This window comes from Cupriavidus sp. C2SS-8b (genome assembly GCF_057073745.1).
The window spans coordinates 1,632,531-1,656,121 of record NZ_CP172716.1; the positions used below are offsets into that span (position 1 = coordinate 1,632,531).

Below are 23,591 nucleotides of genomic sequence, written 5' to 3' on the forward strand. Positions count from 1 at the left end.
CACGGTTCGGGGTGGATTCAGGTGTTCAGTGCGGGCGCCGGCGCCGGCACCCATTCGTCGCCGAAGACTTCAGGCTCGGCATAGGCCTGCAGCGCGGCGTAGTGCAGTTCAACGTCTTCCTGGTACAGCAGGCCGGCAATGCCCTGGCCCAGCCGCCTGGCGCCGTCGCTGATGGCGGGGATGTCGCCGGACACCGTGCCGTGCGACAGCGCGGCCGGATAGCAGAACGCATGGATGCGCGACAACCCGGGGCAGGCGCCAGGCGTCTTCTCCTGGAATTCGAAGGCGGGGCCAAGGTCGGGCGAATCGGACAGTTCGCCATCCTCCTGTCCCGACCGCGGCGTGAAACGATCGCGCCAGAAGCGGATCTGGGGCGCGAAGGCAGCGAATTCCGGGCGCGTTTCCAGCGCAATGCGGAACCCGGTCGAGAAGATCAGGAAATCCAGTTCGAACACGCCCTTGGGCGTGCGCACGCGCAAAACGTCGCCGTCCACGTCGATGGCGTCGAGCGCGCAGTCCAGGTTGAAGCGCGCGTTGGCATGGCGCGATACGCGCAGCGTGCTGCCGCGCGGCGGCGGCACCTGCTGGCTGTTGATGTAATGGCGCAGGCGCCATTTCCATTCGTCGGGCAGCCCATAGTGGCCATGCGTCAGGCCGGGATTGCCCGCGCCCTTGCTCTTGTTGACGCGCGGAATGTCCGCGCGGCGGATCAGCATGTCCACGCTGGCGGCGCCGGCTTCGAGCGCGGTGGCGGCGCTGTCCATGGCCGAAGCCCCGGCGCCGACCACGCCCACGCGCTTGCCGCGCAGAGCGCTGTAAACCATTTCATCGGACGAATGCGCCCACAGCTGGCGCGGCAGGTGCGCGGCGATGGGGGGCACGTAGGCGCCGCCGAGTCCGTCGCGGCCAGTGGCCAGCACCACGCGGCGCGCCAGCACGGCGCGCGCGCCTTCGGGCGTCGTCATCGACAGCGCGACCAGGCCGTCCGCGCGCGGCAGCACCTGTTCAACGCGATGCTCGTTGCGGATATCGAGATCGAGCACCTGGCGGTACCAGCGCAGGTAGTCCATCCATTGCAGCCGCGGAATCTTGTCGAGCGCTTCCCATGCTTCGTTGCCGTACTGGGCTTCAAACCATGCGCGGAACGTCAACGCCGGCAGGCCGAGCGCGGGGCCGGTGAGCTGCTTGGGCGAGCGCAGCGTCTCCATGCGCGCGGTGGTGGCCCACGGCCCTTCCAGGCCGGCCGGAGACTGGTCGAACGTGCAAGCCTGGATGCCCAGGTGCTTCAGCGTGGCGCTGACGGCCAGCCCGGCCATGCCGCCGCCGATCACGGCAACGTCGAGCACGGCTTGCCCGTCGTGGGTGCGCGGCATGGTCCAGGCCTTGGCGGGCAGTTCCAGCCAGGCCAGGTCCTGGCGCAGGCGGGCTTCGAGCGCGGCCAGGCCGGCCTGGCCGCGTGGAGGGTCGGATTCAGTCATGGCTCAGTGATTCAGGATTCTCGGTTGGGGCGGCGCCGTCGCCATACAGCGACTGGAGCAGGGCGCCGTGCTCGGACGGATCGCGGCGGATGAAATCGGGCAGCAGGGAGGCGGACGCCTCGGCCAATACATCTACCAACCCGAGCACGACCGCACTGGCCGGGCGCGCCTGGGGCGTGATCACCCCGAAATAGAACGGGATGTCCACATCGAGCGGGCGCACGGCAATATCGGTCAGCGGCAGTCCCCGTGCAGTCACGGGTTCGAGCACGGCGATGCCGAGCCCGGCGCGCACCAGCGTCAGTGCGTTGATCGAGGTATTGGTGTCGATCACGCCCGCCGCGCCGATGCCGGCGCTGGCAAACGCGGCATCGGTGCGGCGCCGCAGCCGGTACGGGTTCTGCATGGTGATGATGCGGCGCTGGCGGCAGTCCGCCAGCCGCACCGTCTTGCCATCCGCGAGCGGATCGTCTGCGCGCATGGCGGCCACGCAAGCCGCCTGGCCGATCCAGTGGACATTCACGCCACGATGCTCCAGTGGCAGGCTGTTCAGGCCGATCTCGGCGGCGCCGGTCAGCACCGCGTGCACGACTTGCTCGGGCGACACGCTCTGTATTTCCACGCGCTCGGGCGAGCACAGCCCACGCCCGAAAGCCAGTGCCAGCGCCGCGGGCAGCAAGCCCGCCGACAGCGCCGGCGTGGCGGCAATCCGCAGCGGACGGCCATCGCCGCGCGCCAGGGCGGCGGCACGGGTACGGATCTGCTGCAAGCCGGCCAGCGTCTGCTCGACCTCCTCATACAGCAGGAAACCCTGCTCGGTTGGGCTGACGCGCGGGCCGCTGCGAGTGAACAGCGCAAAGCCAAGTTCGCCTTCCAGTTCCTGGATGAGCCGGGTGATGGCCGGCTGCGAACGGCCGAGCAGGCGTCCGGCAGCGGTGACGCTGCCGGTCGTGACGACCGCTGCAAAGGCTTCCAGTTGCCGGATTTCCATGGGGGCGAAGGATCGTGTATGCGAATAATGGATTCTTGTCGATTCATTATACGTATGGCAAATACTATTTCACTATGACGTCATGCGCACGCGCACGCCTATGATGTAGAGATGCCGGATGCACATCGGCCGACCCATGCTCGCAGGAGCTGCCTTGTCACTTTTCCGCCGCAGTGGCGTTCCCGCACGCGTGCCTGGCTGGCTTCCCGGCCTGCTGCTGGCGTTATTGCTGATGCTGGCAGGCGTGTGCCGGGCACAGGGCAGCGACGTCCTGCGCGTCGGCTCCAAGCGCTTTACCGAGTCCTACATCCTTGGCGAAGTGCTGACGCAGGCGGCCGGCGACGCGCGCCACCAGGCCGGGCTCGGCAATACGGCGATCGTGTTCGCGGCGCTGCGGGCCGGCAGCATCGACCTCTATCCGGACTACACGGGCACGCTCGCGAGCGAGATCCTGAAACTGCCGCCCAGCGCGACGCTGGCGCAGATCAACCAGGCCCTGGCGCCGATGGGACTGGGCGCGGGCATCGCGCTGGGCTTCGAGAACACCTATGCGCTGGCCGTGCCGGAGTCGCGTGCCGACGGCTTGCGCAAGCTGAGCAACCTGGCGCGGCAGCCGCGGTTGCGGCTCGGCCTGTCGCACGAATTCCTGGGCCGGGCCGACGGCTGGCCGGGACTGGCGCGCCGCTACGGGCTGCCGCAGCAGCCGGTCGGACTGGATCATGGTGTCGCCTATGAGGCGCTGGCGGCGGGGCAGGTCGACGCGATCGACATCTATTCCACCGACGCCAAGATCCGCAAGTACCGGCTGCGCGTGCTGGAAGACGATCTGCACTTCTTCCCGCGCTATGACGCCGTGGTGGTCTACCGGCTCGACGTGCCGCGCCGCTTCCCGGCCGCGTGGCAATCGCTGCAGTCCCTGGCGGGGCGCATCAGCGCCGCCGACATGGTGGCGATGAACGCGGCCGCCGAGATCGACGGGCAGTCGTTTGCCGCGATCGCGCGCGGCTTCCTGTCCGGCCATGCGGCGCAGCGGGCAGAGCGGGGTGGCCTGATGCAGGCGCTGCTCGGCCCGGACACGCTGCGGCTGACGCGCCGCCACGTGGGCCTGGTGGCCGGTGCGGTAGTGGCTGCCACGCTCGCGGGCGTGCCGCTGGGCATCGTCGCGGCGCGACGCCGGCGGCTGGGGCAGGGGGTGCTGGCCATGGTCAGCGTGCTCCAGACGATACCGTCGCTGGCGCTGCTGGCCATGCTGATCCCGCTGCTGGGGCGCATCGGTGTCTGGCCGGCGATGGTGGCGCTGTTCCTCTACGCGTTGCTGCCCATCGTGCGCAATACCTGCATCGGGCTACAGCAGATCCCCGCCGGCATGCGCGACGCGGCGCGAGCGCTGGGGCTGCGCGATAGCCAGGTGCTGCGCTACGTGGAACTGCCGCTGGCGCTGCCGGTCGTGCTGGCTGGCGTGAAGACCGCGGCCATCATCAGCGTGGGCACGGCGACCATTGCCGCGTTCGTCGGCGCGGGCGGCTATGGCGAACGCATCGCCACCGGTCTCGCGCTCAACGACACGGTGCTGCTGCTCGCCGGGGCGATTCCGGCCGCCGTGCTGGCGCTGGTCGTGCAGGCCGGGTTTGAAGCGCTGGAATGGACGCTGGGCCGCCACGAGCGGAGCGAGCCGGCCATCTGATATGCAAGAATCTCCGATATCTGATGCTGTCATGTTCCGTGGCTGGCGCCGATAATCGGCGCCAGGACAGGCAGCGCGCCGCAGTGGCTGCCAGGCGAAACAAGGAGGTAGCCAATGAACCCGTTGAGACTGGTCCGCACCGTACTATGGGGCTTCCTTGGCTTGCGCAAAGGCCAGGAGCACCAGCGTGACCTGGAGACGATGCGGCCGGTGCCGCTGATCCTGACCGGTGTGACGCTGGCCGCCGGGCTGGTGCTATGCCTGGTGCTGGTGGCAAAGTTTGCGGTAACCAGCGCCTGAGGCTGGCGGCCATCGTCAGGGCTGAACCCCTATAACAACAAGATCTGGACGCACCATGCTTTTCCCCGCAAGGCGGTTGCTGACCGCCGCCACGCTGCTCGCCGGCCTGCTGGGTGGCGCTGCCCCCGCTGCCGCGGCGACGCCGGGCGCCACGGCCGACGTCGAGCGCGGCCGCTATCTTGCGCGCATCGCCAACTGCGTGGCATGTCATACGAGCGATGCCGCCAAGCCGTTTGCCGGCGGACTGCCGATCCGCACGGCGGCGGGCACCCTCTATTCGACCAATATCACGCCGGACGCGACCGGCATCGGCGGCTACTCGCTGGCGCAGTTCGACCGCGCGGTGCGCCAGGGCGTGGCGCGCGACGGCAGGCGGCTCTATCCGGCCATGCCTTATCCGTCCTACGCGCGCATGCGGCCCGAAGACGTGGCAGCCCTCTATGCCTATATGCGGGCCGGCGTCACCCCCGTCAGCCAGCGCAACCGCGATGCCGAGATGCGCTGGCCGTACAGCATGCGCCCGCTGCTGGTGGTGTGGAATGCCTTGTATCTAAGCTGTTCGCCGGTCCGCACCGATGCCGCGAAGAGCGCGGAATGGAACCGTGGCGCCTACCTCGTGCAGGGCGTGGCGCATTGCGGCGCGTGCCATACGCCGCGGGGGTGGCTGTATGCCGAAAAGGGCCTGGACGAGCGCAGCAAGCGCTTCCTGTCAGGCGCCAGCGTCGAAGGCTGGTCCGCGACCAATCTGACCGGCGACCAGGTCACCGGGCTGGGCGCATGGTCGCGCGCGGAAATCGCGGAGTTCCTGCGCACCGGGCGCAATGCGCACGCGACTTCTTTCGGGCCAATGTCCACCGTGATCGCCACGGCTACGCAGTACATGGCCCCGGCCGACCTCGACGCCGTGGCGGTCTACCTGAAGTCGCTGCCTGGCGCGCGCGGCGAGACCGCACCGTTCCGCCATGATCCGTCGACGGCGCCGCGCCTGCTGCAGGGCCGCTTCGATAGTCCCGGCTCGCGCCAGTATTCGCAGTTCTGCATGCCTTGCCATGGCGCCGACGGCAAGGGCTTCGCGCGCGTGTTCCCGCCACTGGCCGGCAACCCGACCGTCGCCGATCCGGACCCGGCATCGCTCGTCAACCTGCTGCTGAATGGCGCCGTGACCGCGCGAGTCGACACCGCGCCGACCGACTATCACATGCCCGGCTATGGCTGGACCCTGGACAACCAGGAACTGGCCAACGTGCTCACCTTTATCCGCGGCAGCTGGGGCAACCGCGCCGCGCCGGTCGGCGAAGCGGCCGTTGCCGCGCGCCGGCGCGAGCTGGAATCGACCCGCTGAAACGCCCGCTACGCCCGCTGAACCCGCCACGACGACCCATGACGATTTCGCGCAGAGATTTCCTGAACGGCACCGCGCTGGCCATTGCCGCTGGCATGGCCCCCGCGCAACTGCTGGCCGCGGCGCAGGGGCAGCCCGGCGCGGCCTATCCGCCGGCGCTGACGGGCTTGCGCGGCAATCATGCCGGGACCTTTACGCTGGCCCACAGCCTGGCGCGCGAGGGCGCGAAGTACCCCACCGTGATGGCCCACGAAGCCTTCGACCTGGTGGTGGTCGGCGGCGGCCTGAGCGGCCTGGCGGCGGCGTGGTTCTACCAGCGCCGCTTTGGCCCGGGCAAGCGCATCCTGATCCTCGACAATCACGACGACTTCGGCGGCCACGCCAAGCGCAATGAGTTCACGGTGCGCGGCAAGCGGCTGGTGACCTATGGCGGCAGCGCGGAAATGCCGCCCACCGCGGCAGCGGACGCCGCCATGCGCGAATTGCTCGGCGGGCTTGGCCTCGACGCGGCGCGCGCGCCGCTGGCCGAGCCGGCGGACCCCTACGCCGCGCTCGGCATGGGCCGCGCGGTGTTCTTCGATTCTGACCATTTCGGCCGCGACCAGTGGCTCGGCGGGGATCCGTTTGGTGAACTGGTCGACGCGCGCGGCGGGCGGCAGGGCGTCGCCGCGCCGGACGCTGCCGCGCTCAGGCGTTTCCTGGATGCCGCGCCGTTGCCGCCGCAGGACCGCGCGGCACTGGCGCGGCTTGCCGATGGTGGCACCCACTACCTGCCGGGCATGGCTGCCGGAGAACGCGCCGCCTATCTTCGCAGCACGCGCTATGCGGCGTTCCTGCGCGACAAGGCTGGCATCGGGCTGGCCGGGCAGCGCTTCCTGCGCAGCCGCAGCAACGATGCCTTTGCGCTCGATGCGGACGGCATCAGCGTGGCCGACGCCATCGGCATCGGCCTGCCAGCGGGCGCCGGCATGCCGGCGCCGGCGGTGGACCCGCGCCTGGGCAAATCGCCAGCCTCGCGGCTATGGTTTCCGGACGGCAACGCCTCGCTGGCGCGGCTGCTGGTGCAGAAGCTGATTCCCGGCGTGGCAAAGGTGGCGCGCCCCACGGATATCGTGAACGCGGCCTTTGACTACGCGCGACTGGATCAGGACGGCGCCCCGGTACGGCTGCGGCTGGAAGCTACCGCCATCGCCGTGGACCCCGATGGCCCGATCACGCGAGTCACCTACGGCTGGCGCGGCAATCTTCATCGTGTGGAAGCGCGCCACGTGGTGCTGGCGGGCTGGAACATGATGGTGCCGTACCTGATGCCGTCACTGCCGGCCGCGGAACGTGACACGTTGCGCGGCGAAGTGAAGGCGCCGCTGGTCTACACCAAGGTGGCGCTCGATCATTGGCGCGCGTTTGCCGCGCTCAAGACGCGGCGCATCCATGCGCCGGCCATGGCCTATACCGACCTCTGGCTGGAGCCGCCTGCCGGCACAAGCCCGGGCGATCCCGCGGTTCTGCACATGCTGTACGTGCCGACGGTGCCCGACAGCGGCATGAGTGCGCGCGAGCGCTTCCGCGCGGGCCGCGCATTCCTGTTGGGCACGCCGTTCAGCGAACTCGAGCGCAGCATCCGCACGCAGCTCGACAGAATGCTCGGGCCGGCGGGATTCGCTTCGAAGGATGTGATCCGCGCCATCACCGTCAACCGCTGGGCGCATGGCTACAGCTATCGGCCGGACACGCTAGCCGGAGAAGACCCGGCGACGTGGGCATCGCCGGCGGGTGTCGGCAACGTGAGTTTCGCGGGCAGCGACAGCGCGGGCAGCCCGTCGCTGACTGCTGCTGTGGCACAAGGCCGGCGCGCCGTGGACCGTCTGGCGGGCTGAAGTCAGCCCAGTCGTTCGCGCCCATGTGGCGCGGCAAGGTCCAGCACCGGCCCGGCGGGCACGACGCCAGCCGGATTCAGCGTGCGATGGCTTTCGTAGTAGTGGCGCTTGATGTGCTCGAAGTTCACGGTGCCGGCAATGCCGGGGTGCTGGTAGAGATCGCGCACAAAGCCGGACAGCGCCGGATAGTCCGCGATACGTCGCAGATTGCACTTGAAGTGTCCGACATAGACCGGGTCGAAGCGGACCAGCGTGGTGAACAGGCGGATATCGGCTTCCGTCAGGCGATTGCCGACCAGGTAGCGCTGCGTCGCCAGCGTGGCTTCGAGCCAGTCGAGCGATTCGAACAACGGCCAGACCGCTTCTTCGTAGGCCGCCTGCGAGGTCGCGAAGCCGGCCTTGTACACGCCGTTGTTGACGGTGTCGTAGATGCGCGCGTTGACCGTGTCGATCTCCGCGCGCAGCTCGGCGGGGTAGTAGTCGCCGGGCGTTGCGCCAATCGCGTCGAACGCGCTGTTCATCATGCGCAGGATCTCGGAGGACTCGTTGCTGACGATCGTGGCGCGCTGCCGGTCCCATAGCACGGGCACCGTGACGCGGCCGCTGTACTGCGGATCCGCTGCCGTATAGACCTGGTGCAGCACGCGTGCATGGTTGACCGTGTCCGGCACCACGCCGGGCCCATCGGCGAAGGTCCAGCCTTCTTCGCGCATCAGCCAGTGCACCACCGAAACGCCGATCCTGTCTTCCAGCCCCTTGAGTCGCCGCATGATCAGCGTGCGGTGTGCCCACGGGCAGGCCAGGCTCACGTACAGGTGGTAGCGTCCGGCCTGCGCGGCGAAGCCGCCGGTTCCCGACGGCCCGGCGCTGCCATCGGCCGTGATCCAGTTGCGGAAGGCGGCGTCCTTGCGCACGAAACGTCCGCCGGTGGCGTCGGTGTCATACCACTTGTCCTGCCACTGGCCATTCACCAGAAGTCCCATGTGTTGCTCCCTGACGGAATGCGCACGCCGTGCTGCTGCCTTGCGCGCCTATGCCGACATGGTGAGCGATTCTGGCCAGCTTTCCCTACGATTTTCCCGAGCAAGTCGTTCGACTGCTTTGAACGAGATGACGGCAGGGTCGGGCGACGTGGCGTCGCGTTACGCGAACCTCAGCGGTCGTTCGCCTGCGTTAGCAGGCGGTCGATCTCCGTGTCCTTGTCCTCCCATTGCTGCGCGAGCCAGCGATGGAATTCGCTGCGAAAGGCGGAGTCGGTGCCGTAGTCGGCGTTGCAGAAAGCCGGTGGAATCGGCAGCTGATGCACGCGCACGATGACCGGGCCAGTGCGTCCGCAGGCAAATTGCCAGAAGCTCGGCGCGCCATGCGGATAGACGATGGTCGCATCGAGCATCGCGCGAAAACGGTTGCCCATGGCGTTGATGGTCACGGCGAGGCCGCCGGCCTTTGGCTTGAGCAGGTGCCGATACGGCGAAGCCTCCGCCACGCGCTTGGCTTCGGTGAAACGCGTGCCTTCGGTGAACACCATCACGCTGGTGGGCGACAGCGAGAATTTCTCGCACGCACGGCGCGCGGTGTCCTGGTCCTCGCGCCGGAGTTGGGGTTTGCGGCGCAACTGCGCGCGCGTGTGGCGCTTCATGAAAGGAAAGTCCAGCGCCCACCACGCCAGGCCGATGACCGGCACGTAGAGCAGTTGTTGCTTGAGGAAGAACTTCAGCAGCGGAACCCGGCCGTTGAGCGCGCGCTGCAGCACGAAAATGTCGACCCACGACTGGTGGTTGCAGTTGACGAGATACCAGTCGGATCGTTTCAGGCCGGCCACGCCGTCAACGTCCCAGGGATGGCGCTGGATCGCGCCGAACCACGCGCCGTTGCAGGTGATCCATGCGCGGGCGATGGCATTGAGCACGGGATCGATACGCCGCCTGGCGCCGGGCATCGGCAAGGCCAGCTTGAGCAGCGCGAACGGGAACATCAGCAGGCACCAGAACAGCGTGTTGAGCGCCAGCACGAGCAGGCTCGCGGCGCCGAGCGGCCAGCTATGCCATGGGGGACGTGATGTGCGTTGGCGGGAATTGTTGCCGTTCTTGGCGGCCTGGCCGGCAGCAAGGGCGCTGCCGGCGCTGGCTGGGGAAGGGGTCGATTTCATGCACGGAAGTTTGGCTGCGCAATGCCCGCAAGGGTTTGCGCGGGATCAAGTCGGATCCGATGCAGTCGAAATTGCGATGGTGGCCGCAAGGATTACGAGTTAGCTGGCAGGCGCGAATTACCTGGCAGGCGCGAGTTATTTGGCAGGCGCCTTCTTGTGGCTATGTGACTTGCCCGACGATTTGGGCTGCGTGTCCTTGTCATCGGCCAGGGACGAGGCAGTTTCCTGCCTGGCGCCTTGCGTGTACGGATCGAACTTGTCGCCGGCACGCTGGGTGTCGGGAACATAGCCGTCCTTGTTGGTGGAGCGCTGGGGATCAGCAGCGGCGCCGCCCTGGTTGGGGCTGCGCATGTTGTAGTCGTAGCGGTCCGCCGGATTCGCGGGGCCGGCGGCGTGAGCGGCCATCGGTACCAGTGCGGCGATGGCCAGTGCGGCAACGATCTTCATATGGGCCTCCTTGTGCTCGGGCATCAGGCGGGGTCTGCCATCGTTCCGTCGGCGATGCTTGCCGGATGCGCTCCTAGCCTATGCGTACCGGCCACAAAACTCCAGTGCCTGCCGCCGCATGCGGCGCCGGCGTTGCATGGCGTCTGTCGCCATCTGTCTCATTCTGAGACACCCTTCGCGGTAGCGCGGCCCTTCGCGTTCTCTTCTTGTACAAAAGGCGCCACCATGGCGCTTTGTCGTCTTGAAATCGCGTCAGGCGCCCCTTAAAGTACGGTCGAGTTTGCGCATTGGCCTGGCAACAGTGCCTTGCGCCGAGAAGTGCGACCGGCCTCGTACGAAGGCCGGCATGACAGCAGCGCCGGCGCGCCATCATGGCGTCGCGGGGCGCTGGCCAACGGAGACAATGTAATGCCCCTTGCATCGAGCGCAGTGGCCGGCGACGCATGGCGTGCGCGGCGCGATTTCCTTGACGGCAAGGACGTGCCTGCCGGCATCGTTCCCGACGTGATCGTCCGATCGTGGCAGCGCGCCGTGAAGGCCGGCGTGCGGCCGGACCAGCGCGTACTGTTTTCGGACATCGTCACGCGCAGCCAATGGCGGCGTGCCGAAGAAGAGAACCGGGTGCTCATCGAGATGGCCGGCACCGATATGGAGATCCTCGCCGGCGCATTCCCGTCGCAGCACTGGATCGTCCTGTGCACGAATACGCAAGGCATGATCGTGGCTTCGCACGGCCGCCTGGGCGCCGGCCCCGCCGGGCCGTCGCCATTGCAGCACGGTCGGCAGTTTGCCCAGGACGACATCGGCACCAACGCGCCGGGTTGCGTGCTGGAGGACAGCGATGGCCACGGCGTGGAGATCCGCCGCGGCGAGCATTATCTGCATGAGCTCGTCGACGTGGTCTGTGCGGCCGCCCCCATCCTGGATTGCCACGAACGCCTTATCGGCGTGCTTGATATCACGGGTTTCGGCGTCGATCTGCCTCGCTACGCGCTGTCGCGCGTCCAGGCGGCGGCCTTGTCGATCGGCAACCGCACTTTCGAACGGTTGCCTGGCTGCCGTGTGGTCCGCCTGCACCACGACTACCGGATGTTGCAGACGCCGGTCGAGGGCGTCATCGCGCTGTCGGAGGATGGCGTGATCGTCGCGGCCAACCGGGCGGCGCGCCAGATGCTGCACCTGTCGGGCGCCGAGTTCGGCGTGGCGGAGGTCGACAGCCTCTTCGTCGGCGGCCTGCGCGGGCTAGACGCGGGCGCGCAGGCAATGGTGCATACGCCCGCAGGTGAACGACTGCATGTCGCCACCGCGGACACGGCAGGCAGGCGCGTGGCATCATACCCGGGCAAGGCATGCGCAGCCGCGGCCGCGTCGCAGGTCATCGGCGATGCCGCGCTTGGCCGCGTGTTTGGCAAGGCGGTCATGGCGGTGCGCGAACAGGTGCCGCTGATCCTGCTCGGCGAGACCGGCTCGGGCAAGAGCATGCTGGCGCGCGCGCTGCACGATGCCAGCCGGCCCGACGGCAACTTTGTCTCGCTGAACTGCTCCGCGATTCCTGAAGGCCTGATCGAGGCTGAATTGTTCGGCTATGCCGATGGCGCCTTCACCGGCAGCCGCAAGGGCGGTTGCGCGGGCAAGATCGAGCAGGCCAACCAGGGCACGCTGTTCCTCGATGAAATCGGCGATATGCCGCTGGCACTGCAGACGCGCCTGCTCAGCGTGCTGCAGGAGCGCAGCGTCACGCGCGTGGGCGCCGGCAAGCCGGTGGCGGTCGATATCTCCGTGATCTGCGCCACCCACCGCAACCTGCACGAACTCGTGCGCGAGGGCGTGTTTCGCGAAGACCTTTTCTTCAGGCTCAACGGGATGTCGGTGCGCATCCCCGCGCTGCGCGAGCGCACCGATCTGCCGGAACTGATCGGCAGCACGCTGGCGGGCCTGTCACACGGGCGCGACAAGTTGCTGGACGCCGATGTGATGGCCTTGCTGATGTCCCACGCGTGGCCGGGCAATGTCCGCGAGCTGCACCAGGTGTTGCGCACGGCCGTCGCGTTGTCGGGAGAAGGCACGCTGATCCGGCGCGAGCATCTCGATGAAAGCTGGCTCGAATCGGCTCTCGGCACCAGTGCCGCGCCGGTGCCGCCAGCCGCAGGCCTGCCCACGCGCCTGGCCGACGTGCAGAGCCAGATGATCGAGCTCACGCTCGCCGAACTTGGCGGCAACCGCTCCAGGGCGGCCAAGGCCCTGGGCATCTCGCGCGCAACGCTGTACCGGAAGCTGGCGCAAGGCAAGGCGCAATAGCGCTGCCTGAAGCTTTCTGGGGCCTGCCTCAAGCTGCCTCAAACTGCTTCGACTGTCTCAGGCTGATTGCCTCAACCTGAGACAGTGCGCGGCCGATCCCTCCGAAAACCCGCGTTTCCCGGCCGCAAATCCTCTTTAGTCCGTCTTTCGCCGTGCAGGCACGCCCATTGCATTGTGTTGTGGGCGCGCCGCTTCAGGCTTCACGCAATGCCGGTCACTCTACCGACGGCATGGAAGCGGTCGCGTCCCGACGGACAAAGCAGAAAGAGGAGACAAGCCATGCAGACCCATGCAGGACTGCTGATCAACGGAAAGCTGGTACAGGGAAGCGCCACCCTGGACGTCGTCAACCCCGCCACGGGCAGTGTCTTTGCCACGGTTACGCGTGCCACCGAGCGCGAAGCGGAAATGGCCGTGGCGGCGGCCAAGGCCGCACAGCCTGGTTGGGGATCGTTGCCGCTGTCGCTGCGGCGCACGCTGTTGCTGCGCTTTGCCGAAGCACTGCAGGCCAACACCGAAGACCTGGCCACGTTGCTGGTGCTCGAACAGGGCAAGCCGCTGGCCGAGGCGCGGCAGGAACTGGAATACGCGCAGGCATTCGTGCGCCACCTCGCCGGCCTGAGCCTGCCGGTGTCGGTCGTGCAGGACGATGCCACGCACCGTATCGAGCTGCACCACAAGCCGCTGGGCGTGGTCGCGGCCATCGTGGCGTGGAATTTCCCGGTGATGATCGCCGCCTACAAGCTGGCCCCGGCGCTGCTGATGGGCAATACCGTAGTGCTCAAGCCCGCGCCCACCACACCGGTAGCCACGCTGCAGATGGGCGCGATCATGAAGGACATCTTTCCGGCGGGCGTGGTCAATATCATCACCGATGCCAATGACCTGGGCGACTTCCTGACCTCGCATCCCGACATTGCCAAGGTCTCGTTCACGGGGTCGACCGCAACCGGCAAGAAGGTCATGGCCAGTGCGGGCCCCGGTCTCAAGCGCGTGACGCTGGAGCTGGGCGGCAACGACGCGGCGATTGTGCTGGACGATGCCAGCGTCGAAGACATCGCTCCCAGGATCTACGGCAGCGCGTTCTACAACTGCGGGCAGGTGTGCCTGGCGCTGAAACGGCTCTACGTGCATGCATCGGTCCACGACCGGCTCTGCGAAGCGCTGGCAGACCTCGCCGGCAAGGCCGTCATCGGCAACGGCGCGAACGATGGCGTGACGATGGGCCCGCTGCAGAACGCCATGCAGTACGACAAGGCCGGGCGTTTCCTTGCCGCGGCACGGCGCGACGGCACGATCCTGGCCGGCGGCGCCTTGCTAAAGGGCGACGGGTTCTTCGTCGCGCCCACGATCGTGCGCGATCTGGACGACCAGAACGAACTCGTCGCGCAGGAGCAGTTCGCGCCGATCCTTCCGGTGCTGAAATTCGACTCCATCGATGAGGCCGTGGCGCGCGCCAATGCCTCGCCCTACGGGCTGGGCGGCTCGGTATGGTCGGCCGACCAGGAACGCGCCAGCGAAGTCGCCATGCGCCTGCAGGTCGGCACGGCCTGGGTGAACCAGCATCTGCACTTCGGTCCGCACATTCCGCTGGTGGGCGCCAAGGAGTCAGGCGTCGGCGTGGAGTTCGGCGCCGAAGGCCTCGCCGAGTACGCGCAACTCAGCGTCATCAACGTCGCACGACAGCTGGCGGCCTGAGCCGCCACGCGCACCAGGTACCGACGGTACACGGTTGCGGCCCGCCCGGCGCAGGCGCCGCGGCGCGGCCGTGGCCGACATAAAAGACCTGAACAAGACTGGAGGAGACATGCTTCAAGCATTGACGGCGCGTAGCCGTGGATCGCGCACGCCACGCAGGATCAGCAGGACATTGCAATCGACCGGTGCGGCCGTGCTGCTGGCACTGGCCGCGCCGGCCCACGCCCTCGACGTGGAAGCCGGCGACTACACTGCCTTGCCGGCGGGTACCAACCTGGGATTGCTGTATTACCAGCACGTGGCGCGTAACCGCGTCTATGCCGACGGCAACAAGGTCCTGGGCGGCAGCCTGGATTCGGATGTCGGCATCGTGCGCTACGTGCGCTTCATGGAAGTCGGCGGCTTTACCATCGACCCGCAGTTCGTGCTGCCGTTCGGCAAGCTGCGCGCCTCCGACAACCTGTCCGCGCTCGGCAGCGCGAGCGGCGTGGGCGACCTGATCCTGGCGTCGACGGTCTGGCTCGTGAACCGGCCGGAAAAGAAGCAGTACTTCGGCATCACGCCGTTCCTGTACGTGCCTGTGGGCACCTATGACAAGGACAAGCCCCTCAACCTCGGCGAGAACCGCTGGAAGTTCACGCTGCAGGCCGGCTATATCGCGCCGCTGGCCGACAAGGTGACGCTGGACCTGGCTGCAGACGTGACGGTGTTCGGCAATAACACCAAGTACGGTCCGTCATCGGCCACATTGCGGCAGGACGCGCTGACGCAGGGGCAAGCGTGGCTGCGCTACCACTTCACCGACACGTTCGACATCCGCGGAGGCCTGTCTTACACGTTCGGCGGCGAGACCTCGGTCAATGGCGTATCGCGCAACGACCGCACCAATACGTCGAAATTCTCGGTTGGCTTCGCCTGGTTCCCGACACCCACCTTGCAGGTGCTGGGCACGTATGGGCAGGACATGTCCGTGCACAGCGGCCCCATGGAGAATAACCGCTTCAATTTCCGCTTGCTCAAGGTATTCTAGGGTCCAGTTCGCAGTCAGAAAGAACGCCACGAATGAAAGAGGAGACAACGATGAACAACCCCCGAATGCGTTCCCGCAGTCAGGCACGCGGTGTGTGCGGCCTGGTACTGGGCAGCGTTGCCGTCGCCGTGCTGGCCTTGGCGGGCTTGCCCGCGCAAGGCGCGGACAGCAGGCCGGCGACGGCCCAGAAGATGCGCGCCGGCGCCGCGCGCGTGGATGGCGCGGCCATCCGCGCGAATGAGGCCGCCACGCCGAACTGGCCGACCTACGGGCTGGACTACGGCGAAACCCGCTTCAGCAAGCTGGACCAGATCAACGCCGCCAACGTGAAGAACCTGGGCCTGGTCTGGTCCTACAACCTGGAGTCCACGCGCGGCGTGGAGGCCACGCCGCTGGTCGTGGACGGCGTGATGTACGTGACCGCGCCGTGGAGCGTGGTCCATGCCATCGACGTGCGCACCGGCAAGACACTCTGGACCTATGATCCCAAGGTGCCGCGCGACCAGGGCTACAAGGGCTGCTGCGACGTGGTGAACCGCGGCGTGGCGCTCTACAAGGGCAAGGTCTTCGTCGGCGCGTTCGACGGCCGCCTGGTGGCCATCGACGCCGCCACCGGCAAGAAGGCGTGGGAGCAGGACACCATCGTCGACCACAGCCATTCCTATACCATCACCGGCGCGCCGCGCGTGTACAAGGGCAAGGTCATCATCGGCAACGGTGGCGCCGAGTACGGCGTGCGCGGCTACATCACGGCCTACGATGCCGAGACCGGCGCGCAGCAGTGGCGCTGGTTCACGGTGCCGGGCGATCCTTCCCAGCCGTTCGAGAACGAGGCCATGGCCAAGGCCGCGGCCACCTGGGACCCATCGGGCAAGTACTGGGTCAACGGCGGCGGCGGCACGGTGTGGAACACCATGGCCTTCGACCCCGACCTGAACCTGATGTACATCGGCACCGGCAATGCAGGTCCCTGGAACCGCAAGGCACGCAGCCCAAAGGGCGGCGACAACCTCTACGTGGCGTCGGTGGTGGCGCTCAACCCCGACACGGGCGAGTATGTCTGGCACTACCAGGAAACGCCGGGCGACAACTGGGACTACACCTCGACGCAGGACATCATCCTTGCCGACCTGCAGATCGACGGCAAGCCGCGCAAGGTGATCCTGCATGCGCCCAAGAACGGGTTCTTCTTCGTGATCGACCGGACCAACGGCAAATTCATCTCGGCGAAGAACTTCGTCGACGTGAACTGGGCCTCGGGCTACGACAAGGACGGGCGTCCGATCGAAACGCCGCTCGCCGATACCTCGGGCAAGCCCGTCGATGTCGTGCCCGGCCCATTTGGCGCGCACAACTGGCATGCGATGTCGTTCAACCCGCGCCTCGGGCTGGCCTATATCCCGGCCCAGCATGTGCCGCTGACGCTGATCGACGACAAGGGCTGGGAACACAACCAGAAGGATTCGCTCGAGCCCCATCGCGGCGTCGGCTGGAACCTTGGCATGCTGGTCAACGCGGAGCCGCCGAAGAGCAAGCCCATGGGCCGGCTGATCGCGTGGGATCCGGTCCGGCAGAAGGCGGTCTGGCACCAGGACTACACCGGGCCATGGAATGGCGGGACACTGGCCACGGCCGGGGACCTGGTATTCCAGGGCACCGCCGATGGCCGCTTCGTCGCGTATCACGCAAAGACTGGCGAGAAGCTGTGGGAAACGCCGACCGGCACCGGCGTGGTGGCGCCGCCTGTGACTTACCTCGTCGATGGCAAGCAGTACGTGTCGATCGCGGTCGGCTGGGGCGGTGTATTCGGCCTGAGTACGCGTTCCACCGACCGCCAGGCGCCTGGCACGGTTTACACCTTTGCCGTCGGCGGCAAGGCCAAGGCGCCGGCTTCCACGCCGTACCCGATGGCGGAGCTGGTTTCAGGCGTCAAGTACGACGCGGGCAAGGTGCAGGAAGGGCAGAAGCTCTACGTCAACAACTGCGTGTTCTGCCATGGCGTGCCAGGCGTGGACAAGGGCGGCAATATCCCCAACCTGGGCTATGTCGGCGCCCCCGTCATCGAGCACCTGGACAAGTTCGTGTTCAACGGACCGTTCGTGCAGAAGGGCATGCCTGACTTCACGGGCAAGCTGACGGCCGACGACGTAGCCAAGATCCAGGCCTTTATCCTTGGCACTGCTGACGCGGTGCGGCCGAAGAAGCCGTAGCCGTGGCAGGACCCTGGGGCGCCATCGGCGCCCCAGGCACGCTATTCACCGGCAAGCAGGCGTGAGTTGGCATCCGTGCGGAAGACCAGCGGTGCCGATGCCGGTGCCGGTGCCGCCAGTGCGGCCGCCCGTCCATGCAGCACCACCTCACGCAGCGTGCCATGGTCGGCCGAGCGGCTGCAGGCGGGATCGGTCCTGCCGGCATCGCCGGTCAGCAAGTAGGCCTGGCAGCGGCAGCCGCCGAGATCCCGCTCCTGTTCGTCGCACGTGCGGCACGGCTCTGGCAGCCAGCCGGTGCCGCGGAAGCGCTGGAAGGCTTCGCTGCCGTACCAGATATCGCGCAGCGGCTGGCGCGCGACATTGGGCAGCGCGGGGCCCGGCAGCATGCGCGCGGCGTGGCAGGGCAAGGCGGTGCCGTCCGGCGCCACGCCCAGGAACGTGGTGCCCCAGCCGTTCATGCATTTCTTCGGCCGCTCGCCGAAGTAGTCGGGCACCACGAACACGATGTGGCAGCGATTGCCAATGCGCGCGCGGCAGGCATTGACCACGGCCTCCGCCTCGCGCAGCTGTTCCCCGGTGGGCATCAGGGCCAGCCGGTTGTGCCAGGCCCAGCCGTAGTACTGCGTATTGGCGAGTTCCAGGTACTCGGCGCCCATCTGCAGGGCCATCTCGATGATGGTTTCCACGTGCGCAAGGTTGTAGCGGTGCAGCACGCAGTTCAACACCATGGGATACCCCTGCTCCTTGATCATGCGCGCAACGTCCCGCTTCAGGTCGAAGGTGCGCGTGCTGGACAGGAAGTCATTGAGTTCGCGCGTGGAGTCCTGGAACGAAAGCTGGATGTGGTCCAGTCCGGCCTTGCGCAGCACGCCCAGCCGCTCCGCGGTGAGGCCGATCCCCGATGTGATGAGGTTGGTGTAGAAGCCCAGCCGGTGCGCATGCGCCACCAGCGCCTGCAGGTCCTTGCGCATCAGCGGCTCGCCGCCCGACAGGCCCAGCTGCACCGCGCCGAGCGCGCGCGCCTGGGTCAGGACGTCGCACCATTCGCCAGTGGACATTTCGGCGCCATGCCGCGCGTAGTCGACCGGGTTGGAGCAGAACGCGCAGTGCAGCGGGCAGCGGTAGGTGAGCTCCGCGAGCAGCCATAGCGGCGCCGGAATATGCGGCGGCATGGTTCAGGCAAGCCAGCCGCGTCCGGCGGCGTGGCTGACAAAGGCGTGTACGTCCGCGGACAGGTCGGCCTGCGCATACGCGGCCTGCAGCTCGTCGATGATCTGCGCGACCGTGCGGCTGCCGTCGCAGCGGTGCAGGATGGCGGCCGCGCTGAGGTTCAGCGTGACCAGGCCTTCCGGATAGAGCAGGACCCAGCTCTGCTGGGCGTTTTCCCATTGCAGGCGGAACATCCGGCGCAGCGCGGGCGTGGCGGTGGCGGTGGTGGCGAGAGCAGTCATGGATACCCCTGTTGGATGGCGTCGAGCATCGACCACAGGATGTCGAGCTTGAACTGCAGGATGTCGAGCGCGCGCTGCTGCTGCGCGGCCGTGGTGAAATATCCAAGCGTGACGCGCAGGCCATGGGCCACGTCGCGCTGGGCGAGCGGGATGCGCGAACGGAAATAGGCCAGCCCGTGCGCTTCTATCCACGGATAGTGCTGCGGCCAGCCGGCCAGGCGCTCGCGGTGGATCTCCGGGGCGAACATCTCCGTCAGCGAAGAACAGACAGCTTCCTGCCATGGCGCGCGGCGCGCGAAGCTGACATAGGCGTCGACGGCAAAGCGCACCCCGGGCAGCACAAGGCTGTGCGCGCACAGCGCCTCGCGGCTCAGGCCGACGGCCTCGCCGAGCCGCAGCCAGGCTTCGATGCCGCCCGGTTCGGCGCCGCTGCCGTCGTGGTCCAGAATACGGGTGACCCATTCGCGGCGTGTGTCGCGGTCTTCGCAGTTGGACAGGATGGCCGCATCCTTCAGCGGGATGCAGGCCTGGTAGTAGAACCGGTTGGCCACCCAGCCGCGGATCTGGTCCGGCGAGCATTCCCCCGCCGCCATGCGCCGGCTGAACGGGTGGTGGATGTGGTAGCCGGCCTGCCGGGCGCGCAGGCGCGCCTCGAACTCGGCGGCATGCCACGGTATGGCGTGTGTCATAGCGTCAGTTCCATGCCGTGGTCCAGAGGCACCATGCGCGCATCCACGCCGCAGTAGTGTGAAAGGACCCGTGTCAGCGGGAACACAGAGGCAAGATCGTTCAGCACCGGCGCCGTGGCGTAGAGCGGCAGGCGCCGCTGGTGCTCGCGCAGCATCGGCAGACCGGCGACATGGTCGATCTGCGCATCCATCAGCAGCACCGCGGCGATGCCGGTGTCGCGCGCCTGCCTGCCGGGCTGCAATGCCGGCGCCTGGCGCACCTGCAACAGGATGTCCGGGGAGGCGTTGACCAGCAGCCAGTCGGTCCCGTTGCCGGTGATCGCCAGCGAAGATTGCGTGCGCGGCAGCGCGCGCACGGTGCCGTGCCGCACGCCGTCGCAATTGCGGCAGTTGCAGTTCCACTGCGGGAAGCCGCCGCCGGCGGCGGACCCCAGTATGCGTAACGTTGTCATAGGCTGTCGGGCGGCAGCCGGCAGGGTGCCGGCTGCCCTGATGCAACGATCGTGACTATCGGTTCGCGATGTACATCGTGATCTCGAAGCCCAGGCGCAGTTCGGTATAGGCGGGGGTGGTCCAGGTCATGCTGTCTCCGTGGTTTGTTGGCATGGGCAGGTCTTGCCGCCACGATGACAGCAAGACCTGCATGCCGAACGGTGCAACAACCATGCCGGGCACCGGAACGCGGATTTACCGCGCGGACATGGCCGACGCCTGCGCACCTGTCGCAGCGGGGTGTCTCAGTGTTGTTTCAGGATGGGGCAGCTGTCTGAAAACGAGACACCTAACGCGTGTGCATGCAAGCGCCGATTCGCGCAGCGTGCAGGGAGAGTGCAGCGGATTGGGATGAAACACGTGCGTCTCGCACGGCTGGCGGCAAGCGCCGGCCGGCGAGACGAAAGGAGAGTAGGTGAGGAAAGGTACAACCGGGCGCGGCGGCCCGGCTGAGGGCGTTGCCTTACCGGCAGCCGCGCTCAAGCAGCGCCTTGCCGACGCGCGAGCCATAAGGCCGTCCGATCGCCTCAGATATAAAGGCGCCGGCCTGTTTGACCGTGTCGAGATCAATGCCGGTATGGATGCCCATGCCATGCAGCATGTAAAGCAGGTCTTCCGTCGCCACATTGCCCGAAGCCCCCTTCGCGTAAGGGCAACCGCCAAGGCCTCCAACCGAGGCGTGGAAGATGCGGATACCTGCTTGCAGGCTGGCGAGGATATTGGGCAGCGCCTGGCCATAGGTATCGTGGAAATGCCCGGCCAGCCGCTCGCGAGGGAAGACTTGCGCGGCGGCCTCCATGACGGCCTGCGTGCGCAGCGGCGTGCCCACGCCGATGGTGTCGGCGATATCGATCTCGTCGCAGGCCAGGTCGCGCATGCGGGCGACGACCTCGGCAACCTTGTCGAGCGCGATCTCACCTTCATAAGGGCAGCCGAGCGCGCACGAAATGCTGGCGCGCAGGCGCAGGCCCGCCGCCTTGGCTGCGGCGGCCACCGGCTCGAAGCGCGCGATCGATTCGGCCACCGAGCAATTGATATTGCGCTGGGAAAACGCTTCGCTGGCGGCGCCGAAGATCACTGCCTCGCCGGCACCGGCGGCCAGTGCCGCTTCGAAGCCCTTCATGTTGGGCGTCAGCGCCGAATAGACCGTGCCGGCACGGCGCGCGATGGCGCCCATGACCTCGGCACCATCGGCCATCTGCGGTACCCACTTCGGCGAGACAAAGGACGCCGCCTCGATATTGGCGAAGCCGGCTTCGCTCAGGCGATTGACCAGTTCCACCTTGACCGCGGCCGGCACGTGGCGCGCTTCGTTCTGCAGCCCGTCGCGCGGACCCACCTCGACGATCTTGACGGACTCGGGCAGCGCAAGGGACTGGGGAACAGCAGGGGCGTTGCGTTCCATGTCAGGCAGCCTCCTGTTCCAGCGTAACCAGTTGCGCGCCTTCCTGGACCTGGTCGCCGACGGCGTACAGCACTTCCTGCACGGTGCCGCCTGCCGGCGCGGTCAGCGTGTGCTCCATCTTCATGGCTTCCATGACGATCAGCGCATCGCCCTTGTTGATGGTGGTGCCGGCCTCGACCATCACCGCAATAATGCGGCCCGGCATCGGCGCGGCCAGCTTGCCGCCTTCGCTCTCGGCTTCGCCGGCATGCAGCAGCGGATCCACCACTACGAGCGAACACTGTGCTTCGCCGCTGAACACGTGCAGCGTGTCGCCTTCGATATGGACCTGTCCCTTGACGGTGCGCTCGCCAAGGTCGACGGTGTGCACGCCGTCGCGCAGCGATGCGCGGAACGGCAGGGTCTTGCCGCCGGCACTCAGGCGCTGGCGGCCGGCTTCGCTGCGCACGGCGACATCGATGTCGCCGTCAGCGCTTTGCAGACGGTAAGTCGTGTTGCCTGCGTCATTGAGCCGCCACGCGCCGGCATGCGTCCACGGCGAATGCCGGTCGGCCGCGTCGCTGCGGCGCTCGCGCGTTTCGCGGTCGAGCAGCGCGGCGGTCGCCAGTGCGATGATCTCCATGCCGACCGGTGCCGGCGCAGGGAACAGGGTGGCCTCGTTGCGTTCGATCAGGCCGGTGTCGAGATCGGCCGTACGGAACGCTTCGGATTTCAACAGCCGCTGCAGGAATGTCACGTTGGTGGACAAACCAACCACGTGATACGACGCCAGTGCCTGGCGCATGCGCGCAAGGGCTTCGTCGCGATCCTTTCCCCAGACGATCAACTTGGCGATCATCGGGTCGTAGTACGGGCTGATGGTATCGCCCTCGCGCACGCCCGAGTCGATGCGCACACCGGCGGGGCCGTGGGCATCGCCGCCGCGCATGAACTGTACGGCGGGCGGTGTGCGCAGGAACCGCAGCGTGCCCGTGGAAGGCAGGAACTGCTTGTCAGGATTCTCTGCGTAGATGCGCGCTTCCAGCGCGTGGCCGTCAATGCGCAGCTGTTCCTGCTTGAGCGGAAGCGGCTCGCCGGCCGCTACGCGCAATTGCCACTCGACCAGGTCCTGCCCGGTGATCATCTCGGTGACCGGATGCTCGACCTGCAGGCGCGTGTTCATCTCCATGAAGTAGAACGAGCCGTCCTGGTTGGCGATGAACTCGACCGTGCCCGCGCCGACATAGCCGACAGCCTTCGCGGCGGCCACGGCGGCCTCGCCCATCGCGCGGCGACGTTCTTCCGTCATGCCCGGCGCGGGCGCTTCCTCCAGCACCTTCTGGTGGCGGCGCTGCACCGAGCAGTCGCGTTCGAACAGGTAGACGCAATCGCCGTGGGTATCGGCAAAAACCTGGATCTCGATATGACGTGGGCGGGTCAGGTACTTTTCGACGAGGACCTTGTCGTCGCCAAAGCTGGCGGAGGCCTCGCGCTTGACGGAGGCGAGCGCGGCTTCAAAGGCGTCGCCCGATTCCACCACGCGCATGCCCTTGCCGCCACCGCCGGCGCTGGCCTTGAGCAGCACCGGGTAGCCGATGCGGTCGGCTTCACGCCGCAGCAGCGCCGGGTCCTGGTCTTCGCCGTGATAGCCGGGCACCAGAGGCACCGAGGCCTTTTCCATCAACTGCTTGGCTGCGCTCTTGCTGCCCATCGCGTGGATGGCCGAGGCCGGCGGGCCGATGAACACGAGGCCCGCCGCGGCACAGGCTTCGGCAAAGGCCTCGTTCTCCGAGAGGAAGCCGTAACCGGGGTGGATCGCCTGCGCCCCGGTTTCCTTCGCCATCTCGATGATGTGATCGGCGCGCAGGTAGCTGTCGCGCGCGGCGGCGCCGCCGATATGCACGGCTTCATCGCAGAAGGCGACGTGGCGCGCATCGGCGTCGGCGTCCGAGTACACCGCGACGGTACGGATGCCCAGCCGGCGGCAGGTGGCGGCGACGCGGCAGGCGATTTCACCGCGGTTCGCGATCAGGATCTTGTTGAACATGGTTTCTCCTGGGGAGGGGCGGGC

At 67.4% G+C, this 23,591-nt stretch carries 18 protein-coding genes and 2 pseudogenes; 8 read left to right on the forward strand and 12 right to left on the reverse strand.

Features of this window, described 5'->3' with window-relative positions:
* Positions 1-17: 17 nt before the first annotated feature.
* Positions 18-1,478, reverse strand: coding sequence for a SidA/IucD/PvdA family monooxygenase (locus tag ACIGJB_RS07520; RefSeq protein ID WP_483732072.1), 1,461 nt, complete (start codon positions 1,476-1,478; stop codon positions 18-20).
* Entirely contained in the window at positions 1,471-2,469 is a 999-nt protein-coding gene (locus ACIGJB_RS07525; RefSeq protein WP_483732073.1) for a LysR family transcriptional regulator, read from the reverse strand. The genes ACIGJB_RS07520 and ACIGJB_RS07525 overlap by 8 nt, the downstream gene beginning before the upstream one ends.
* Before the next feature lie 232 nt (positions 2,470-2,701).
* Here ACIGJB_RS07525 and ACIGJB_RS07530 point away from each other — a divergent pair, with 232 nt between their 5' ends.
* The 4 genes from ACIGJB_RS07530 (at position 2,702) to ACIGJB_RS07545 (ending at position 7,672) form a co-directional block, all read left to right on the forward strand.
* The gene (locus ACIGJB_RS07530; protein WP_483732276.1) at positions 2,702-4,153 is read left to right on the forward strand and encodes an ABC transporter permease/substrate-binding protein; all 1,452 of its coding nucleotides are present in this window, start codon (positions 2,702-2,704) and stop codon (positions 4,151-4,153) included.
* Positions 4,154-4,267: 114 nt separating this feature from the next.
* The gene (locus ACIGJB_RS07535) at positions 4,268-4,453 is read left to right on the forward strand and encodes a DUF2970 domain-containing protein (protein WP_483732074.1); all 186 of its coding nucleotides are present in this window, start codon (positions 4,268-4,270) and stop codon (positions 4,451-4,453) included.
* A 55-nt stretch (positions 4,454-4,508) separates the two neighbouring features.
* Positions 4,509-5,795, forward strand: a complete 1,287-nt coding sequence (locus ACIGJB_RS07540) for a cytochrome c (protein WP_483732075.1) — start codon at positions 4,509-4,511, stop codon at positions 5,793-5,795.
* Between the two features lie 38 nt (positions 5,796-5,833).
* Positions 5,834-7,672 carry a flavin monoamine oxidase family protein gene (locus ACIGJB_RS07545; protein WP_483732076.1) on the forward strand — a complete coding sequence of 613 codons (1,839 nt, stop codon included), beginning with the start codon at positions 5,834-5,836 and terminating at the stop codon, positions 7,670-7,672.
* A 2-nt stretch (positions 7,673-7,674) separates the two neighbouring features.
* Here ACIGJB_RS07545 and ACIGJB_RS07550 read toward each other — a convergent pair whose 3' ends face one another.
* The 3 genes from ACIGJB_RS07550 to ACIGJB_RS07560 all read right to left on the reverse strand — a co-directional run bounded on the left by ACIGJB_RS07550 (position 7,675) and on the right by ACIGJB_RS07560 (position 10,268).
* The gene (locus ACIGJB_RS07550) at positions 7,675-8,655 is read right to left on the reverse strand and encodes a glutathione S-transferase family protein (RefSeq protein ID WP_483732077.1); all 981 of its coding nucleotides are present in this window, start codon (positions 8,653-8,655) and stop codon (positions 7,675-7,677) included.
* A gap of 170 nt (positions 8,656-8,825) precedes the next feature.
* Complete coding sequence (locus ACIGJB_RS07555; protein ID WP_483732078.1) at positions 8,826-9,821, reverse strand: acyltransferase; 996 nt, start codon at positions 9,819-9,821, stop codon at positions 8,826-8,828.
* 135 nt (positions 9,822-9,956) lie between these two features.
* Complete coding sequence (locus ACIGJB_RS07560; RefSeq protein WP_483732079.1) at positions 9,957-10,268, reverse strand: hypothetical protein; 312 nt, start codon at positions 10,266-10,268, stop codon at positions 9,957-9,959.
* A gap of 408 nt (positions 10,269-10,676) precedes the next feature.
* On the opposite strand from ACIGJB_RS07560, the gene ACIGJB_RS07565 reads away from it, so the two are divergent.
* The 4 genes from ACIGJB_RS07565 to ACIGJB_RS07580 all read left to right on the forward strand — a co-directional run bounded on the left by ACIGJB_RS07565 (position 10,677) and on the right by ACIGJB_RS07580 (position 17,504).
* Positions 10,677-12,566 (forward strand): sigma-54-dependent Fis family transcriptional regulator, encoded by a 1,890-nt coding sequence (locus tag ACIGJB_RS07565; protein ID WP_483732080.1) that lies wholly within the window; start codon positions 10,677-10,679, stop codon positions 12,564-12,566.
* A gap of 279 nt (positions 12,567-12,845) precedes the next feature.
* Positions 12,846-14,264, forward strand: coding sequence for an aldehyde dehydrogenase family protein (locus ACIGJB_RS07570; RefSeq protein ID WP_483732081.1), 1,419 nt, complete (start codon positions 12,846-12,848; stop codon positions 14,262-14,264).
* Between the two features lie 109 nt (positions 14,265-14,373).
* Positions 14,374-15,294, forward strand: coding sequence for a transporter (locus ACIGJB_RS07575; RefSeq protein ID WP_483732082.1), 921 nt, complete (start codon positions 14,374-14,376; stop codon positions 15,292-15,294).
* Between the two features lie 50 nt (positions 15,295-15,344).
* Positions 15,345-17,504 carry a PQQ-dependent dehydrogenase, methanol/ethanol family gene (locus ACIGJB_RS07580; protein WP_483732083.1) on the forward strand — a complete coding sequence of 720 codons (2,160 nt, stop codon included), beginning with the start codon at positions 15,345-15,347 and terminating at the stop codon, positions 17,502-17,504.
* Between the two features lie 41 nt (positions 17,505-17,545).
* Here the strand turns inward: ACIGJB_RS07580 and pqqE are convergent.
* The 7 genes and pseudogenes from pqqE to ACIGJB_RS07615 all read right to left on the reverse strand — a co-directional run bounded on the left by pqqE (position 17,546) and on the right by ACIGJB_RS07615 (position 23,567).
* A pseudogene (gene pqqE / locus ACIGJB_RS07585) lies at positions 17,546-18,753 on the reverse strand (pyrroloquinoline quinone biosynthesis protein PqqE).
* Positions 18,680-18,955 (reverse strand): pyrroloquinoline quinone biosynthesis peptide chaperone PqqD, encoded by a 276-nt coding sequence (gene pqqD / locus ACIGJB_RS07590; RefSeq protein ID WP_483732084.1) that lies wholly within the window; start codon positions 18,953-18,955, stop codon positions 18,680-18,682. The pseudogene pqqE and the gene pqqD overlap by 74 nt, the downstream one beginning before the upstream one ends.
* On the reverse strand, positions 18,952-19,644 hold the full coding sequence (gene pqqC / locus ACIGJB_RS07595) for a pyrroloquinoline-quinone synthase PqqC (RefSeq protein ID WP_483732085.1): 693 nt from the start codon (positions 19,642-19,644) through the stop codon (positions 18,952-18,954). The genes pqqD and pqqC overlap by 4 nt, the downstream gene beginning before the upstream one ends.
* Positions 19,645-19,664: 20 nt before the next feature.
* Positions 19,665-20,096, reverse strand: a pseudogene (locus ACIGJB_RS07600) (MBL fold metallo-hydrolase); the annotation flags it as partial.
* A 55-nt stretch (positions 20,097-20,151) separates the two neighbouring features.
* Positions 20,152-20,226, reverse strand: coding sequence for a pyrroloquinoline quinone precursor peptide PqqA (pqqA, locus tag ACIGJB_RS07605; protein WP_012355514.1), 75 nt, complete (start codon positions 20,224-20,226; stop codon positions 20,152-20,154).
* A 373-nt stretch (positions 20,227-20,599) separates the two neighbouring features.
* The gene (locus ACIGJB_RS07610) at positions 20,600-21,541 is read right to left on the reverse strand and encodes a hydroxymethylglutaryl-CoA lyase (protein WP_483732086.1); all 942 of its coding nucleotides are present in this window, start codon (positions 21,539-21,541) and stop codon (positions 20,600-20,602) included.
* A 1-nt stretch (position 21,542) separates the two neighbouring features.
* Positions 21,543-23,567 carry an acetyl/propionyl/methylcrotonyl-CoA carboxylase subunit alpha gene (locus tag ACIGJB_RS07615; RefSeq protein ID WP_483732087.1) on the reverse strand — a complete coding sequence of 675 codons (2,025 nt, stop codon included), beginning with the start codon at positions 23,565-23,567 and terminating at the stop codon, positions 21,543-21,545.
* Between the last annotated feature and the right edge of the window lie 24 nt (positions 23,568-23,591).

Bases quoted from the DNA above. Each gene is read 5' to 3' on its own strand.
- pqqC (WP_483732085.1), bottom strand. From the start codon at position 19,644: ATGACACACGCCATACCGTGGCATGCCGCCGAGTTCGAGGCGCGCCTG.
- ACIGJB_RS07550 (WP_483732077.1), bottom strand. From the start codon at position 8,655: ATGGGACTTCTGGTGAATGGCCAGTGGCAGGACAAGTGGTATGACACC.
- ACIGJB_RS07580 (WP_483732083.1), top strand. From the start codon at position 15,345: ATGAACAACCCCCGAATGCGTTCCCGCAGTCAGGCACGCGGTGTGTGC.
- ACIGJB_RS07545 (WP_483732076.1), top strand. From the start codon at position 5,834: ATGACGATTTCGCGCAGAGATTTCCTGAACGGCACCGCGCTGGCCATT.
- ACIGJB_RS07570 (WP_483732081.1), top strand. From the start codon at position 12,846: ATGCAGACCCATGCAGGACTGCTGATCAACGGAAAGCTGGTACAGGGA.
- ACIGJB_RS07615 (WP_483732087.1), bottom strand. From the start codon at position 23,567: ATGTTCAACAAGATCCTGATCGCGAACCGCGGTGAAATCGCCTGCCGC.
- ACIGJB_RS07560 (WP_483732079.1), bottom strand. From the start codon at position 10,268: ATGAAGATCGTTGCCGCACTGGCCATCGCCGCACTGGTACCGATGGCC.
- ACIGJB_RS07610 (WP_483732086.1), bottom strand. From the start codon at position 21,541: ATGGAACGCAACGCCCCTGCTGTTCCCCAGTCCCTTGCGCTGCCCGAG.
- ACIGJB_RS07555 (WP_483732078.1), bottom strand. From the start codon at position 9,821: ATGAAATCGACCCCTTCCCCAGCCAGCGCCGGCAGCGCCCTTGCTGCC.
- ACIGJB_RS07565 (WP_483732080.1), top strand. From the start codon at position 10,677: ATGCCCCTTGCATCGAGCGCAGTGGCCGGCGACGCATGGCGTGCGCGG.
- pqqD (WP_483732084.1), bottom strand. From the start codon at position 18,955: ATGACTGCTCTCGCCACCACCGCCACCGCCACGCCCGCGCTGCGCCGG.
- ACIGJB_RS07530 (WP_483732276.1), top strand. From the start codon at position 2,702: ATGCTGGCAGGCGTGTGCCGGGCACAGGGCAGCGACGTCCTGCGCGTC.
- ACIGJB_RS07535 (WP_483732074.1), top strand. From the start codon at position 4,268: ATGAACCCGTTGAGACTGGTCCGCACCGTACTATGGGGCTTCCTTGGC.
- ACIGJB_RS07575 (WP_483732082.1), top strand. From the start codon at position 14,374: ATGCTTCAAGCATTGACGGCGCGTAGCCGTGGATCGCGCACGCCACGC.
- ACIGJB_RS07520 (WP_483732072.1), bottom strand. From the start codon at position 1,478: ATGACTGAATCCGACCCTCCACGCGGCCAGGCCGGCCTGGCCGCGCTC.
- ACIGJB_RS07525 (WP_483732073.1), bottom strand. From the start codon at position 2,469: ATGGAAATCCGGCAACTGGAAGCCTTTGCAGCGGTCGTCACGACCGGC.
- ACIGJB_RS07540 (WP_483732075.1), top strand. From the start codon at position 4,509: ATGCTTTTCCCCGCAAGGCGGTTGCTGACCGCCGCCACGCTGCTCGCC.